This window comes from Pseudomonas sp. P1_F7, from assembly GCF_056405655.1.
Window position 1 is genome coordinate 21,588 of the sequence record NZ_JBFUBR010000007.1, and the last position, 14,122, is coordinate 35,709.

13 protein-coding genes and 1 pseudogene are annotated in these 14,122 nt (G+C 60.3%); 10 read left to right on the forward strand and 4 right to left on the reverse strand.

Annotated features, from left to right (window positions below):
* Positions 1 to 70 precede the first annotated feature (70 nt).
* Complete coding sequence (locus tag AC1D1M_RS12280) at positions 71 to 1,657, forward strand: ABC transporter substrate-binding protein (RefSeq protein WP_477775835.1); 1,587 nt, start codon at positions 71 to 73, stop codon at positions 1,655 to 1,657.
* Positions 1,658 to 1,728: 71 nt separating this feature from the next.
* On the opposite strand, the gene radC is transcribed toward AC1D1M_RS12280, so the two are convergent.
* Positions 1,729 to 2,403, reverse strand: coding sequence for a RadC family protein (gene radC / locus AC1D1M_RS12285; RefSeq protein WP_477775836.1), 675 nt, complete (start codon positions 2,401 to 2,403; stop codon positions 1,729 to 1,731).
* Positions 2,404 to 2,538: 135 nt separating this feature from the next.
* Here radC and coaBC point away from each other — a divergent pair, with 135 nt between their 5' ends.
* The 4 genes and pseudogenes from coaBC to argB all read left to right on the forward strand — a co-directional run bounded on the left by coaBC (position 2,539) and on the right by argB (position 6,772).
* Positions 2,539 to 3,747 (forward strand): bifunctional phosphopantothenoylcysteine decarboxylase/phosphopantothenate--cysteine ligase CoaBC, encoded by a 1,209-nt coding sequence (coaBC, locus tag AC1D1M_RS12290; protein ID WP_477775837.1) that lies wholly within the window; start codon positions 2,539 to 2,541, stop codon positions 3,745 to 3,747.
* A gap of 5 nt (positions 3,748 to 3,752) precedes the next feature.
* Positions 3,753 to 4,208 carry a dUTP diphosphatase gene (gene dut / locus AC1D1M_RS12295; protein WP_007975171.1) on the forward strand — a complete coding sequence of 152 codons (456 nt, stop codon included), beginning with the start codon at positions 3,753 to 3,755 and terminating at the stop codon, positions 4,206 to 4,208.
* Positions 4,209 to 4,472: 264 nt separating this feature from the next.
* A pseudogene (locus AC1D1M_RS12300) lies at positions 4,473 to 5,849 on the forward strand (phosphomannomutase/phosphoglucomutase); the annotation flags it as partial.
* Positions 5,850 to 5,866: 17 nt separating this feature from the next.
* Positions 5,867 to 6,772: an acetylglutamate kinase gene (gene argB / locus AC1D1M_RS12305; protein WP_007996521.1), complete on the forward strand. Its 906-nt coding sequence runs from the start codon at positions 5,867 to 5,869 to the stop codon at positions 6,770 to 6,772.
* Between the two features lie 177 nt (positions 6,773 to 6,949).
* Here argB and pyrE read toward each other — a convergent pair whose 3' ends face one another.
* Positions 6,950 to 7,594 (reverse strand): orotate phosphoribosyltransferase, encoded by a 645-nt coding sequence (pyrE, locus tag AC1D1M_RS12310; RefSeq protein ID WP_007975175.1) that lies wholly within the window; start codon positions 7,592 to 7,594, stop codon positions 6,950 to 6,952.
* Between the two features lie 82 nt (positions 7,595 to 7,676).
* Between pyrE and AC1D1M_RS12315 the strand changes: the two genes are divergently transcribed.
* Positions 7,677 to 8,456, forward strand: coding sequence for an exodeoxyribonuclease III (locus AC1D1M_RS12315; RefSeq protein ID WP_003176915.1), 780 nt, complete (start codon positions 7,677 to 7,679; stop codon positions 8,454 to 8,456).
* A gap of 179 nt (positions 8,457 to 8,635) precedes the next feature.
* On the opposite strand, the gene AC1D1M_RS12320 is transcribed toward AC1D1M_RS12315, so the two are convergent.
* Both AC1D1M_RS12320 and rph read right to left on the reverse strand, forming a co-directional pair.
* Positions 8,636 to 9,004: a DUF4870 domain-containing protein gene (locus AC1D1M_RS12320; protein WP_103395943.1), complete on the reverse strand. Its 369-nt coding sequence runs from the start codon at positions 9,002 to 9,004 to the stop codon at positions 8,636 to 8,638.
* Between the two features lie 28 nt (positions 9,005 to 9,032).
* Positions 9,033 to 9,755, reverse strand: coding sequence for a ribonuclease PH (gene rph, locus AC1D1M_RS12325; protein WP_477775838.1), 723 nt, complete (start codon positions 9,753 to 9,755; stop codon positions 9,033 to 9,035).
* A gap of 268 nt (positions 9,756 to 10,023) precedes the next feature.
* On the opposite strand from rph, the gene AC1D1M_RS12330 reads away from it, so the two are divergent.
* The 4 genes from AC1D1M_RS12330 to spoT all read left to right on the forward strand — a co-directional run bounded on the left by AC1D1M_RS12330 (position 10,024) and on the right by spoT (position 14,114).
* Positions 10,024 to 10,887 (forward strand): YicC/YloC family endoribonuclease, encoded by an 864-nt coding sequence (locus AC1D1M_RS12330; protein ID WP_008047081.1) that lies wholly within the window; start codon positions 10,024 to 10,026, stop codon positions 10,885 to 10,887.
* A 12-nt stretch (positions 10,888 to 10,899) separates the two neighbouring features.
* Complete coding sequence (gene gmk / locus AC1D1M_RS12335) at positions 10,900 to 11,520, forward strand: guanylate kinase (RefSeq protein ID WP_477775839.1); 621 nt, start codon at positions 10,900 to 10,902, stop codon at positions 11,518 to 11,520.
* Between the two features lie 167 nt (positions 11,521 to 11,687).
* On the forward strand, positions 11,688 to 11,951 hold the full coding sequence (gene rpoZ, locus AC1D1M_RS12340; protein WP_007921129.1) for a DNA-directed RNA polymerase subunit omega: 264 nt from the start codon (positions 11,688 to 11,690) through the stop codon (positions 11,949 to 11,951).
* 57 nt (positions 11,952 to 12,008) lie between these two features.
* Complete coding sequence (spoT, locus tag AC1D1M_RS12345; RefSeq protein WP_477775840.1) at positions 12,009 to 14,114, forward strand: bifunctional GTP diphosphokinase/guanosine-3',5'-bis pyrophosphate 3'-pyrophosphohydrolase; 2,106 nt, start codon at positions 12,009 to 12,011, stop codon at positions 14,112 to 14,114.
* Positions 14,115 to 14,122 lie beyond the last annotated feature (8 nt).

Here is a 14,122-nt window from a genome sequence, read left to right on the forward strand (position 1 = left end):
AGCCCACTAGGGTAAGCCTTTTCCAGACTGCACTTGCAGATGGGCCTTCGATCTGTAAAGGAAGCCGACCATGCGCCTCGCTGTCCTACCGCTGTTGCTCGCCCCGCTTCTGCTGAGTCCACAAGCCTTTGCCGCCGCCCTGAGTGTCTGCACCGAGGCCAGCCCTGAAGGGTTCGACGTGGTGCAGTACAACTCGCTGACCACCACCAACGCCTCGGCCGATGTGCTGATGAACAGCCTGGTGGACTTCGACACGGCCAGTGGCAAAGTGGTCGCCAGCCTCGCCGACAGCTGGGAAGTCAGCCCCGACGGCCTGACCTACGTCTTCAAGTTGCACCCACAGGTGAAATTCCATCGCACGGAGTACTTCACCCCAACGCGTGACCTGAGCGCCGAGGACGTGATTTTCAGCTTCGACCGCATGCTCGACCCGGCCAATGCGTGGCACAAAGTCGCCCAGAGCGGCTTCCCGCATGCGCAATCGATGCAGTTGCCTGCACTGATCAAGAAAATCGACGCCCTTGACCCACAAACCGTGCGCTTCACCCTCGACCACCCGGATTCGACCTTCCTGGCGACCCTGACCATGGGCTTCGCCTCGATCTATTCGGCCGAGTACGCCGACAAACTGATGAAGGCCGGCACGCCTGAGAAGCTCAACAGCCAGCCGATCGGCACGGGGCCGTTCGTATTTACTCGCTTCCAGAAGGACGCCTCGGTTCGCTACAAAGCCAACCCCGAATACTTCGGCGGCAAACCTTCTGTAGACCCGCTGATCTTCGCCATCACGCCAGATGCCAACGTGCGCCTGCAGAAATTACGCCGTAACGAATGCCAGATCGCCCTGTCGCCCAAGCCTCTGGACGTACAGGAAGCGCTGAAAGAGCCGGCCCTGAAAGTCGAAAAGACTGACGCGTTCATGACCGCATTCGTCGGCATCAACAGCCAGCATCCGCCGCTGGACAAGCCAGAAGTGCGTCAGGCCATCAACCTTGCCTTCGACAAGGCCAGCTATGTCAAAGCCGTGTTCGAAGACACCGCCGAGGCGGCCAACGGTCCGTACCCACCCAACACCTGGAGCTACGCGAAAAACCTGCCGGGTTACCCTCACGACATCGCGAAGGCCAAAGCCTTGATGGCCAAGGCCGGACTCAAGGACGGCTTCCAGACCACCATCTGGACCCGCCCTTCCGGCAGCCTGCTTAACCCCAACCCAAGCCTTGGCGCTCAACTGCTGCAGTCTGACCTCGCGGAAATCGGCATTCAGGCCGAAATCCGCGTGATCGAATGGGGCGAATTGATCCGCCGCGCCAAGGCCGGTGAGCACGACTTGCTGTTCATGGGTTGGGCCGGAGACAACGGCGACCCGGACAACTTCCTTACGCCGCAGTTTTCCTGCGCGGCGGTCAAGTCCGGCACCAACTTCGCCCGCTACTGCAATCAGGATCTGGACAAGTTGATCAGCGCTGGCAAGACCACCGGCGAGCAAGGTGTGCGCAGCAAGCTCTACGAACAGGCCCAGGCGCAGATCCAGCAACAGGCGCTGTGGTTGCCTCTTGCCCATCCGACCGCGTTCGCATTGACGCGCAAGGATGTCGAGGGGTACTCGGTCAGCCCGTTCGGTCGGCAGGACTACTCGAAGGTGAACTTCAAGTAGTCCACTTCAAACGCAAAACCTGTGGGAGCGGGCCCCGCTCCCACATGGACTCTACTTAACGCCAGTCCCTCCTACATCCACCCATACTCAGCCATCGACAACGGATCGCCGTCGCCGATGATGAAATGGTCAAGCACCCGCACGTCAATCAACTCCAGCGCCTTTTGCAGGCGCTTGGTCAGCACCCGGTCGGATTGACTGGGGTCGGTGTTACCCGAAGGATGGTTGTGGCAGAGGATCAATGCCGCTGCGTTGTGGGCCAAGGCCCGTTTGACGACTTGGCGAGGGTGAACGCTGGTGTTGTCGATAGAACCGCGGAACAGCACCTCAAACGTGAGCACCTGATGCCTGGAGTCCAGAAACAGGCAACCGAATACTTCATGAGGCTCGTGGCGCAGCATCGATTTGAGGTACTCACGTACTGCCTGCGGATTTTCCAGCACCGATCTATGACGCAAACGTTCGGCCAGATGGCGTCGGCCCATTTCCAGTACTGCCTGTAACTGCGCGAATTTTGCCGGCCCCAGCCCCAAGTGCCCACTGAACGTTTTGAGATCGGCTTCCAACAACGAACGCAGACTGCCAAATTGACTCAGTAGATGTCGCGCCAGGTCCACCGCACTTTTTCCGGCCACGCCGGTTCGTAGAAAGATAGCCAGCAACTCGGCATCGGAAAGACTCTCCGAACCCTGCTCAAGCAACTTCTCCCGTGGCCGTTCCGCCGCCGGCCAATCGCGAATACTCATAGCACCTCCCTGTCTGTGGGCACCGCTGTTCCGTAGCGGTCGCTGTGATATCGTAGCCCATCTTTTTTGCGGGCGAATTCACCCTGGGGAGGGGGTTTCGCCACGTATGTCACCAACGAATTGAAAGGCAGGCCTATGCAGCGGCTGTATCGGAAACGCATTGTTCTGGGCGTCGGCGGCGGTATCGCTGCCTACAAAAGCGCCGACCTGGTTCGCCGTCTGATCGATCAGGGCGCCGAAGTGCGCGTGGTCATGACCCGTGGCGGCGCAGAGTTCATCACCCCGCTGACCATGCAGGCCCTGTCCGGGCACCCGGTCCACCTGGACCTGCTGGACCCGGCGGCCGAAGCGGCCATGGGCCACATCGAACTGGCTAAATGGGCCGATCTGGTACTGATCGCCCCCGCCACGGCGGACCTGATCGCCCGTCTGGCCCAAGGCATTGCCGATGACCTGCTGACCACGCTGGTATTGGCCACTGACGCGGTAGTCTCCGTGGCTCCGGCGATGAACCAGGCCATGTGGCGCGATCCGGCGACCCAGGCCAACCTGCAAACCCTCGAAAGCCGCGACATCAAGGTCTTCGGCCCGGCCTCCGGCAGCCAGGCCTGCGGCGACGTCGGCCTGGGACGCATGCTCGAAGCCATTGAACTGGCCCAGTGCGCCGCCGACTGCTTCCAGCGTCAGGCGCTGACCGGCAAGCACGTACTGATCACGGCCGGCCCGACCCAGGAAAACATCGACCCGGTGCGCTACATCACCAACCACAGCTCCGGGAAAATGGGCTTTGCCCTGGCCGAAGCCGCCGTGGAAGCCGGTGCCCGCGTAACCCTGATCACCGGCCCCGTGCACCTGCAGACCCCCGATCGCGTCACCCGCATCGATGTGGTCAGCGCCCGCGACATGCTGGCCGCCTGTGAAGCAGCGATCCCTTGCGATCTGTTCATCGCCTCGGCAGCAGTCGCGGACTACCGCCCGGAAGTCGTTGCCCCACAAAAACTGAAGAAAGATCCTACGAACGGCGACGGCTTGTTGCTACAGATGGTGCGTAACCCGGACATCCTGGCCACCATCGCCACCCGCCCCGACCGCCCGTTCAGTGTCGGTTTCGCCGCCGAGACCGAACACCTGCTCGATTACGCTGCGCGCAAGTTGAAAGACAAGAACCTAGATTTGATCGTCGCCAACGACGTCGCCAACCCGAGCATTGGCTTCAACAGCGAAGAAAACGCCTGCAGCGTCATCGACCGCGAGCTTCACGCCACACTTTTCGCCCAGACCAGCAAGAGCAAGATTGCTCGCCAGCTGATCACTTTTATCGCCGAACGTCTGAACCAGGTTTAATTTACATGCACGCTTTGCAAGCCAAGATCCTCGACCCCCGCATCGGTACCGAATTCCCGCTGCCGCAATACGCCACACCGGGCTCTGCCGGCCTCGACCTGCGCGCCATGCTGGAACAGGACACCGTGATCAAGCCGGGTGAAACCGTGCTGATCCCTACCGGCCTGTCGGTCTACATCGGTGACCCGAACCTGGCGGCGCTGATTCTGCCGCGCTCGGGGATGGGCCATAAGCACGGCATCGTGCTGGGCAACCTGGTGGGGCTGATCGACTCCGACTACCAGGGCCCATTAATGGTCTCCTGCTGGAACCGTGGCCAGACCGAATTCACCATGCCGGTCGGCGAGCGTCTGGCACAACTGGTGCTGGTGCCGGTGGTGCAGGCTCACTTCGAGATGGTTGAAGAGTTTGTAGAAACCGAGCGCGGCACTGGCGGTTTCGGCCATACCGGTACCCGTTGATCCGGTCACGCTCTTCTGTGGTGGGGGATCTGGCTCCCTCGCCACAAAATTCAAATTGTCATCTGCAAGGTTTAGCTCCGGAAATCAAGGCATTGCCCGGTCAAACCCTTGCCGCCAGGGCCGTCATGGCCATTTCACACCACGAACTCTCTGTGGAAAACGCCGTCATACCCTTCAGTTTGAACCTGCCGCCGAAGAATCGGCGGCCTGTCCAGCCACTTTCGAGATGGAGCATTTCCACAGATGAACACCCCGGCCAAAGTCGCACCCAAGTTCCCTGACAGTATCTTTCGCGCTTACGACATCCGCGGCACCGTCCCGGAATTCCTGAACGCCGAAACCGCTTACTGGATCGGCCGCGCCGTCGGCTCCCAAAGCCTGGCCCAGGGCGAGCCAAACGTGTCCGTCGGTCGCGATGGCCGTCTGTCCGGCCCAGAACTGGTCGCGCAACTGATCAAAGGCATCGCCGACAGCGGCTGCCACGTAAGTGATGTCGGCCTGGTCCCGACTCCGGCGCTCTACTACGCCGCCAACGTATTGGCCGGCAAATCCGGCGTGATGCTCACCGGCAGCCACAACCCGTCGAACTACAACGGCTTCAAGATCGTCATTGCCGGCGACACCCTGGCCAACGAACAGATCCAGGCCCTGCACGACCGCCTCAAGACCAACAACCTGAGCAGCGGCCAGGGCAGCATCACCCAGGTCGAGATCCTCGACCGCTACACCACCGAAATCGTCCAGGACATCAAGCTGGCCCGTCGCCTGAAAGTGGTCGTCGACTGCGGCAACGGCGCGGCCGGCGTGATCGCCCCGCAACTGATCGAAGCGCTGAACTGCGAAGTCATCCCGCTGTTCTGCGAAGTGGACGGCAACTTCCCGAACCACCACCCGGACCCGGGCAAGCCTGAAAACCTCGTGGACCTGATCAACAAGGTCAAGGAAACCAAGGCCGATATCGGCCTGGCCTTCGATGGCGATGGCGACCGTGTCGGCGTAGTGACCAACACCGGCAGCATCGTCTACCCTGACCGCCTGCTGATGCTGTTTGCCCGTGACGTGGTGGCACGTAACCCGGGCGCCGAGATCATCTTCGACGTCAAATGCACCCGCCGCCTGATTCCGCTGATCAAGGAATACGGTGGCCGGTCGTTAATGTGGAAGACCGGTCACTCGTTGATCAAAAAGAAAATGAAACAATCCGGCGCCCTGTTGGCCGGCGAAATGAGCGGGCACATCTTCTTCAAGGAGCGCTGGTTCGGTTTCGATGACGGCATCTACAGCGCCGCACGCTTGCTGGAGATCCTCAGCAAGGAAAAATCCTCGGCCGAAGAGCTGTTCGCGACCTTCCCGAACGATATTTCTACGCCGGAAATCAATATCCATGTGACCGAAGAGAGCAAATTCAGCATCATTGATGCATTGCACGATGCGCAGTGGGGCGAAGGCGCTGACCTGACCACCATTGACGGCGTGCGAGTCGACTATGCCAAAGGCTGGGGCCTGGTACGCGCATCCAACACCACACCGGTGCTGGTGCTGCGTTTCGAGGCCGATGACGAGGCTGAACTGCAACGCATCAAGGATGTGTTCCGCATCCAGCTCAAGCGCGTTGCACCTGATCTCCAACTACCGTTCTGATTCACCCGGAGCCCTGAATGACCCTCGAACGCGAAGCCGCCGCCAACACCGCCAAGGTCCTGTCCGAAGCGCTGCCTTACATCCGCCGATATGTCGGCAAGACACTGGTGATCAAATACGGCGGCAACGCGATGGAAAGCGAGGAGCTGAAAACCGGCTTCGCCCGCGACATCGTGCTGATGAAGGCCGTGGGCATCAACCCGGTGGTGGTTCACGGCGGCGGCCCGCAAATCGGTGACCTGCTCAAGCGACTGTCGATCGAGAGCCATTTCGTAGACGGCATGCGCGTCACCGACGCCGCGACCATGGACGTGGTGGAAATGGTCCTCGGCGGCCAAGTCAACAAGGACATCGTCAACCTGATCAACCGTCATGGCGGCAGCGCCATCGGCCTGACCGGTAAAGACGCCGAGCTGATTCGTGCGAAGAAGCTCACCGTTACCCGCCAGACCCCGGAGATGACTACCCCGGAAATCATCGACATCGGTCATGTGGGCGAAGTGGTCGGGATCAACACCGACCTGCTGAACCTGCTGGTCAAGGGCGATTTCATTCCGGTGATAGCGCCCATCGGTGTCGGCGCCAACGGCGAGTCGTACAACATCAACGCTGACCTGGTGGCCGGTAAAGTCGCCGAAGCGTTGAAAGCCGAGAAGCTGATGCTGCTGACCAACATCGCCGGCCTGATGGACAAGTCGGGCAAGGTCCTGACCGGCCTGAGCACTGCGCAGGTCGACGAACTGATCGCCGACGGCACCATCTACGGCGGCATGCTGCCGAAGATCCGTTGCGCACTGGAAGCGGTCCAGGGCGGCGTGGGCAGCTCGCTGATCATCGACGGCCGCGTGCCGAACGCGATCCTGCTGGAAATCTTCACCGATACCGGCGTGGGCACCCTGATCAGCAATCGCAAGCGTCACTAAGCGATCGCGCAAACAAAAAGACCCCGCTCGGCCTGGCTGAGCGGGGTCTTTTTATTTGTGTCGCTTTCCCTGTGGGAGCGAGCTTGCTCGCGATAGCTATTTATCAGCCAACATAGCCGTCGACTGACACTCCGTCATCGCGAGCAAGCTCGCTCCCACAGGTATTTCACAAAGCCATCAGACGCCGAACTGCGCGCGGTAGGCTTCCACGGCTGGCAGGTGCTGCTTGAGTTGTGGATCGTCCGCCAGGAATTCCAGCACCTGGTTCAGCGACACAATGCTGATGACCGGAATGCCAAAGTCACGCTCGACTTCCTGGATCGCCGACAACTCGCCGTTGCCACGCTCCTGACGGTTCAGGGCAATCAGCACGCCGGCTGCCTTGGCGCCGTCCTGGGAAGCGATGATTTGCATCACTTCACGGATCGCGGTGCCAGCAGTGATCACGTCATCGATGATCAGAACCTCGCCGGTCAGCGGTGCGCCGACCAAGCTGCCACCTTCACCGTGAGCCTTGGCTTCCTTGCGGTTGAAGCACCACGGCAGGTCACGGTTGTGATGTTCAGCCAGGGCCACGGCAGTGGTCGCCGCCAACGGGATGCCCTTGTAGGCCGGGCCAAACAGCACGTCGAACGCAATGCCGCTTTCAGCAATGGCGGCGGCGTAGAAACGACCCAACTGCGCCAGGGCCGAACCCGAGTTGAACAAGCCGGCGTTGAAGAAGTAAGGACTGGTACGCCCAGACTTCAGGGTGAACTCACCGAAGCGCAAAACGCCGCGATCGATGGCAAAACGAATGAAATCGCGCTGATACGCTTGCATGAAAAAAACCCCAAATACCACGGATTTAGCTAATTAGCTTGACGCCGTGTATCATACACGCACGCGATTTTTGGGGCCATTTATGCGGATCATCAGTGTGAACGTCAATGGTATTCAGGCTGCAGTCGAGCGTGGTTTGCTCAGTTGGCTGCAGGCACAGAATGCCGACGTCATCTGCCTGCAGGACACCCGTGCCTCCGCCTTTGAACTGGATGACCCAGCCTTCCAACTGGATGGCTACTTCCTTTATGCCTGCGATGCTGAAGTCCCTGCCCAAGGCGGCGTGGCTTTGTATTCGCGGTTGCAACCGAAGGCTGTCATCAGCGGTCTCGGTTTCGAGACGGCCGACCGCTACGGGCGCTACCTGCAAGCCGATTTCGACAAGGTCAGCATCGCGACCTTGCTGCTCCCTTCGGGGCAGAACGGCGATGAAGACTTGAACCAGAAGTTCAAGCTAATGGACGACTTCGCCCGTTATCTGGATAAACAGCGGCGCAAACGTCGCGAGTACATTTATTGTGGCTCGCTGTACGTGGCGCAACAGAAGCTGGATATCAAGAACTGGCGCGACAGCCAGCAATCTCCTGGCTTCCTGGCCCCTGAACGTGCCTGGATGGACGAGATTGTCGGCAACATGGGTTATGTCGATGCCCTGCGTGAAGTCAGCCGTGAAGGCGACCAGTACAGCTGGTGGCCGGATAACGAACAGGCGGAGATGCTCAACCTCGGTTGGCGCTTCGACTATCAACTGCTGACGCCGGGCCTGCGCCGCTTCGTACGTAGCGCACGCCTACCACGCCAGCCGCGGTTCTCGCAACACGCGCCGCTGATCGTGGACTACGACTGGACGCTGACCATTTAAGCGTCGTTTCGCAGACACAAAAAAAGCCGACAGCAATGTCGGCTTTTTTGTGGGTACTTGTTTTTGCTTTTCTGTGGGAGCGAGCTTGCTCGCGATGACGATGTATCAGATACCGATGCAGTGGCTGTCAGACCGCTATCGCAAGCAGGCTCGCTCCTACAGGGGATCTTCGTTGATCATTATTTGATCAATCGCCAGGTGAACGGATACCGATAAGGCTGCCCTTCATTGGCCTTCACCCCGGCAATGATCGTCAGCACAAGCGCACCGATCGCGATCAGGCCAAACAGGAAGAACCCGATAATCAACAGCATCAGCAGGAAGCAGATAGCCGAGGCGATCGCGACAGTGATCTGGAAATTCAGCGCCTCCTTGCCCTGGGCATCGATGAACGGGTCCATCTCGCGCTTCATCTGCCAGAGAATCAGCGGGCCGATGATCGTGCCAAAGGGAATCCAGATCCCCAGCAAGGCGGACAGGTGACAAAACATCGCCCACTGACGCACCTCTTGGCTCGGCGTGGGCAGCGGCAGTTGCTCGTCACTCATGGTGTCCTCCTTGTCTGGAGCGGTCCGGTCAGTCGGCCAGTGCGGCCTTTTGCAGTTCGAAAATCTCGTTCATGCCTTTCTTCGCCAGCTCCAGCATGGCGTTCAGCTCTTCAGGCTGGAACGGCGCGCCTTCGGCAGTGCCCTGGATTTCGATGAAACCGCCAGCGCTGGTCATCACCACGTTCAGGTCAGTCTCGGCGGCCGAGTCTTCCAGGTAGTCGAGGTCGAGCACAGGCTCGCCCTTGTACATGCCCACAGAAACAGCGGCGATCATTTGCTTGACCGGGTCGCCGCCCTTCAGGCCGCCACGCTTCTTGATGACTTTCAAGGCATCGATCAGCGCAACCATGGAGCCGGTGATCGACGCTGTGCGGGTGCCACCATCGGCCTGGATCACATCGCAGTCGACGTACAGAGTGACGTCACCCAGCTTGGACATGTCCAGCGCAGCGCGCAGAGAGCGACCGATCAGACGCTGGATTTCCAGGGTGCGGCCGCCTTGCTTGCCACGGCTGGCTTCACGCTGGTTACGCTCGCCGGTAGCACGCGGCAGCATGCCGTACTCGGCAGTCAACCAACCCTGGCCCTGGCCTTTCAGGAAACGCGGTACGCCCGGTTCAACGCTGACGGTACAGATGACCTTGGTATCACCGAACTCGACCAGCACAGAACCCTCGGCGTGTTTGGTGTAGTTGCGGGTGATGCGGATCGAGCGGAGCTGATCGGCAGCGCGACCACTTGGACGTATCATAGGGAATACCTGTACTGGGGACGGAAAACTGCGGAGCATTATAGAGCCGACGGCCGCCACTGGGCACTTCTAAAAAAATCTGCCGACGACCGATGGCTCTGCACCGCGCGTCGGCGAAGACCTGCCGCTCTTTGTCACACCGTGTGTTTGGGCGCATCCGCGCCACTGCGCTACAATCCTGCGCCTTTGCTGCCAGTCGGCTTTAATTCATTGATATCGGATTCCCGGAACCTCGGTTCTGTGCCGATCTGCCTTGCGAGGTACCTCCATGGTGCACAGCATGACCGCCTTCGCCCGCGTCGAGAAAGCCGGCGTCCAGGGCACCCTGAGCTGGGAACTGCGCTCGGTCAACAGCCGCTACCTGGAACCCCACCTGCGTCTCCCGGAATCCTTCCGTGACCTCGAGGGCGCTGTTCGTGAGGCCCTGCGCCAGGGAGTATCGCGGGGCAAGCTCGAATGTACCCTGCGCTTCACCGAAGAAAACACCGGCAAAGCACTGCAAATCGATCAGGAGCGCGCCGCGCAACTGGTCGCCGCGGCCGAGACCATCGCCAGCCTGATCAAGAACCCGGCCGCGCTGAACCCGCTGGAAGTCCTGGCCTGGCCCGGCGTCCTGGTAGGCGACGCCACCGACCCGCAAGCCTTGAATGCCGAAGCGCTGGCACTGTTCAATCAGGGCCTCAAAGAACTGAAGGCCGGCCGCGAGCGCGAAGGCGCGGAACTGGCGCGGCTGATCAACGAGCGCCTGAGCTCCATCGAAGAAGACGTGGTGACCTTGCGCGAACTGGTCCCGCAAATGCTCGCCACCCAGCGCCAGAAAGTCCTCGACCGCTTCGCCGACATGAAGGCCGAGATGGACCCGCAGCGCCTGGAGCAGGAAATGGTCATGCTCGCGCAAAAAAGCGACGTCGCCGAAGAACTGGATCGCCTGAGCACTCACATCATCGAAGTTCGCCGGGTGCTCAAATCCGGCGGCGCCGCCGGCCGGCGCCTGGACTTCCTGATGCAGGAACTCAACCGCGAAGCCAACACACTGGGCTCCAAAGCCTTCGACCCGCGTAGCACCCAGGCTGCGGTCAACCTCAAGGTGTTGATCGAGCAGATGCGCGAACAAGTGCAGAATATTGAGTAAGGCTACCCCGACATGACACACAGCACCGGCACCCTGTACATCATTTCCGCCCCTTCGGGCGCGGGCAAGAGCAGTCTGGTCAAGGCCCTGACCGACGCCAAACCGGAGATCCGCGTCTCGGTCTCCCACACCACCCGCGCCATGCGCCCCGGTGAAGTGAATGGCGTGAACTATCACTTCGTCGAACGCAGCGAGTTCGTGAAGATGATCGAGCACGGGGATTTCCTCGAGCGCGCCGAAGTGTTCGGCAATCTCTACGGCACTTCGCAAAGCCACCTGCAGCAGACCCTGGACGAAGGCCACGACCTGATTCTGGAAATCGACTGGCAAGGTGCCGAGCAAGTACGCAAGCTGATGCCTCAGGCCCGCTCGATCTTCATTCTGCCGCCGTCATTGCAGGCCCTGCACCAGCGTCTGACCAATCGCGGCCAGGACAGTGACGAAGTCATTGACGGCCGGATGCGCGAAGCCGTCAGCGAAATGAGCCACTACGTCGACTACGACTACCTGATCATCAACGACGATTTCGCCCACGCGCTGCACGATCTGAAGGCGATTTTCCGCGCCAATCAGCTGATTCAAAAGCGTCAGCAGCAGCGTCACGGCAAATTGCTGGCTGAATTGCTCGGTTAATCAGCTCTTCCCAAAACCGCTGCAAGGGCTTTACATTGGCACTTGCAGCGCGTTGAAGGGCTTGGTCAAAAAATCAGCGCTTCCCTAAACGCTGGTGATTTTTTAAACTGTCGAGTCCGCTCGCCCATCCGGGCAGCGCGCATATTGCATTTGCTACGAGGAAGACCATGGCCCGCGTAACCGTTGAAGACTGCCTAGAACACGTGGATAACCGCTTTGAGCTGGTCATGCTCTCTACCAAGCGTGCCCGTCAACTGGCCACCGGCGGCAAAGAGCCGAAAGTAGCATGGGAAAACGACAAGCCTACCGTCGTCGCCCTGCGCGAAATCGCTGAAGGCCTGATCGACTACGCAGCTATCGCCGAAGCCGAAATCGTTGAAGATGAACCGCTTTTTGCTGCATTCGAGGACGAGTCCAACGAGGCCGTCTAAGCCTATGCCTGGTCGACGTAGCACGGCGCGGGATAAAAGCTTACGGCAGGAGATATCATGCCGAGCATAGACGCCCTCGCCGATCGCTTATCGACCTACCTCGGCAAGGACCAGGTCAACCTGGTCCGCCGAGCGTATTTCTACGCCGAACAAGCCCACGATGGCCAACGCCGCCGTAGCGGTGAGGCGTACGTCACGCACCCCCTTGCGGTTGCGAATATTCTTGCCGACATGCACATGGACCATCAGAGCCTGATGGCCGCGATGCTGCATGACGTGATCGAAGACACCGGTATTGCCAAAGAGGCGCTGCAAGCGCAGTTCGGCGAAACCGTGGCCGAACTGGTCGATGGGGTCAGCAAACTGACCCAGATGAACTTCGAGACCAAGGCCGAGGCACAAGCCGAAAACTTCCAGAAAATGGCCATGGCCATGGCTCGCGACATTCGCGTGATCCTGGTCAAGCTGGCCGACCGCCTGCACAACATGCGCACGCTGGAAGTACTGTCCGGCGAAAAACGCCGGCGCATCGCCAAGGAAACCCTGGAAATCTATGCGCCCATCGCCAACCGGCTGGGCATGCACGCCATCCGCATAGAATTCGAAGACCTCGGCTTCAAGGCCATGCACCCGATGCGTTCCGCGCGGATCTACCAGGCGGTCAAACGCGCCCGGGGCAACCGCAAGGAAATCGTCAACAAGATCGAAGAATCCCTCAGCCACTGCCTGGCCATCGATGGCATCCAGGGCGAGGTCAGCGGTCGCCAGAAACACCTCTACGGCATCTACACGAAAATGCGCGGCAAGCGTCGGGCCTTCAACGAGATCATGGACGTCTATGCGTTCCGGATCATCGTCGACAAGGTCGATACCTGCTACCGCGTGCTGGGTGCTGTACATAATTTGTACAAGCCGTTGCCGGGGCGCTTCAAGGATTACATCGCGATCCCCAAGGCCAACGGCTATCAGTCGCTGCACACCACGCTGTTCGGCATGCACGGTGTTCCGATCGAGATCCAGATCCGCACCCGTGAAATGGAAGAGATGGCCAACAACGGCATCGCCGCCCATTGGCTGTACAAATCCAGCGGCGATGAGCAGCCAAAAGGCACTCACGCCCGCGCCCGCCAGTGGGTCAAGGGCGTGCTGGAAATGCAGCAACGCGCCGGCAACTCGCTGGAATTCATCGAAAGCGTGAAGATCGACCTGTTCCCGGACGAGGTCTATGTGTTCACGCCCAAAGGCCGGATCATGGAGCTGCCCAAGGGCTCCACGGCGGTCGACTTCGCTTACGCGGTGCACACCGACGTGGGCAACAGCTGCATTGCCTGCCGGATCAATCGTCGTCTCGCACCGCTGTCCGAACCGCTGCAAAGCGGCTCCACGGTCGAGATCGTCAGCGCCCCAGGTGCGCGGCCGAACCCGGCCTGGCTCAACTTCGTGGTCACCGGCAAGGCGCGCACGCACATACGCCATGCACTGAAGCTGCAACGCCGCTCCGAATCCATCAGCCTCGGCGAGCGCCTGCTGAACAAGGTCCTCAACGGCTTCGACAGCTCGCTGGAGAAAATCCCGGCCGAGCGCGTCAAGGCCATGCTGGTCGAGTACCGCCTGGAACTGATCGAAGATTTGCTCGAAGACATCGGCCTGGGCAATCGCATGGCCTATGTAGTGGCCCGTCGACTGCTGGGCGAGGGCGAACAGTTGCCAAGTGCAGAAGGCCCTCTGGCGATTCGCGGTACCGAAGGCCTGGTGCTCAGCTACGCCAAGTGCTGCACGCCGATCCCGGGCGACCCGATTGTCGGCCACCTGTCCGCGGGCAAAGGTATGGTCGTGCACCTGGACAACTGCCGCAACATCAGCGAAATCCGCCACAACCCGGAAAAATGCATCCAGCTCTCGTGGGCCAAGGATGTCACCGGCGAATTCAACGTCGAGCTGCGCGTCGAGCTGGAGCACCAACGCGGCCTGATCGCCCTGCTGGCCAGCAGCGTCAACGCCGCCGACGGCAACATCGAGAAAATCAGCATGGACGAACGCGATGGTCGCATCAGCGTGGTCCAGTTGGTGGTCAGCGTGCACGACCGCGTGCACCTGGCCCGCGTGATCAAGAAACTGCGCGCCTTGACCGGGGTGATTCGCATCACCCGCATGCGCGCCTAAGCCCCTAA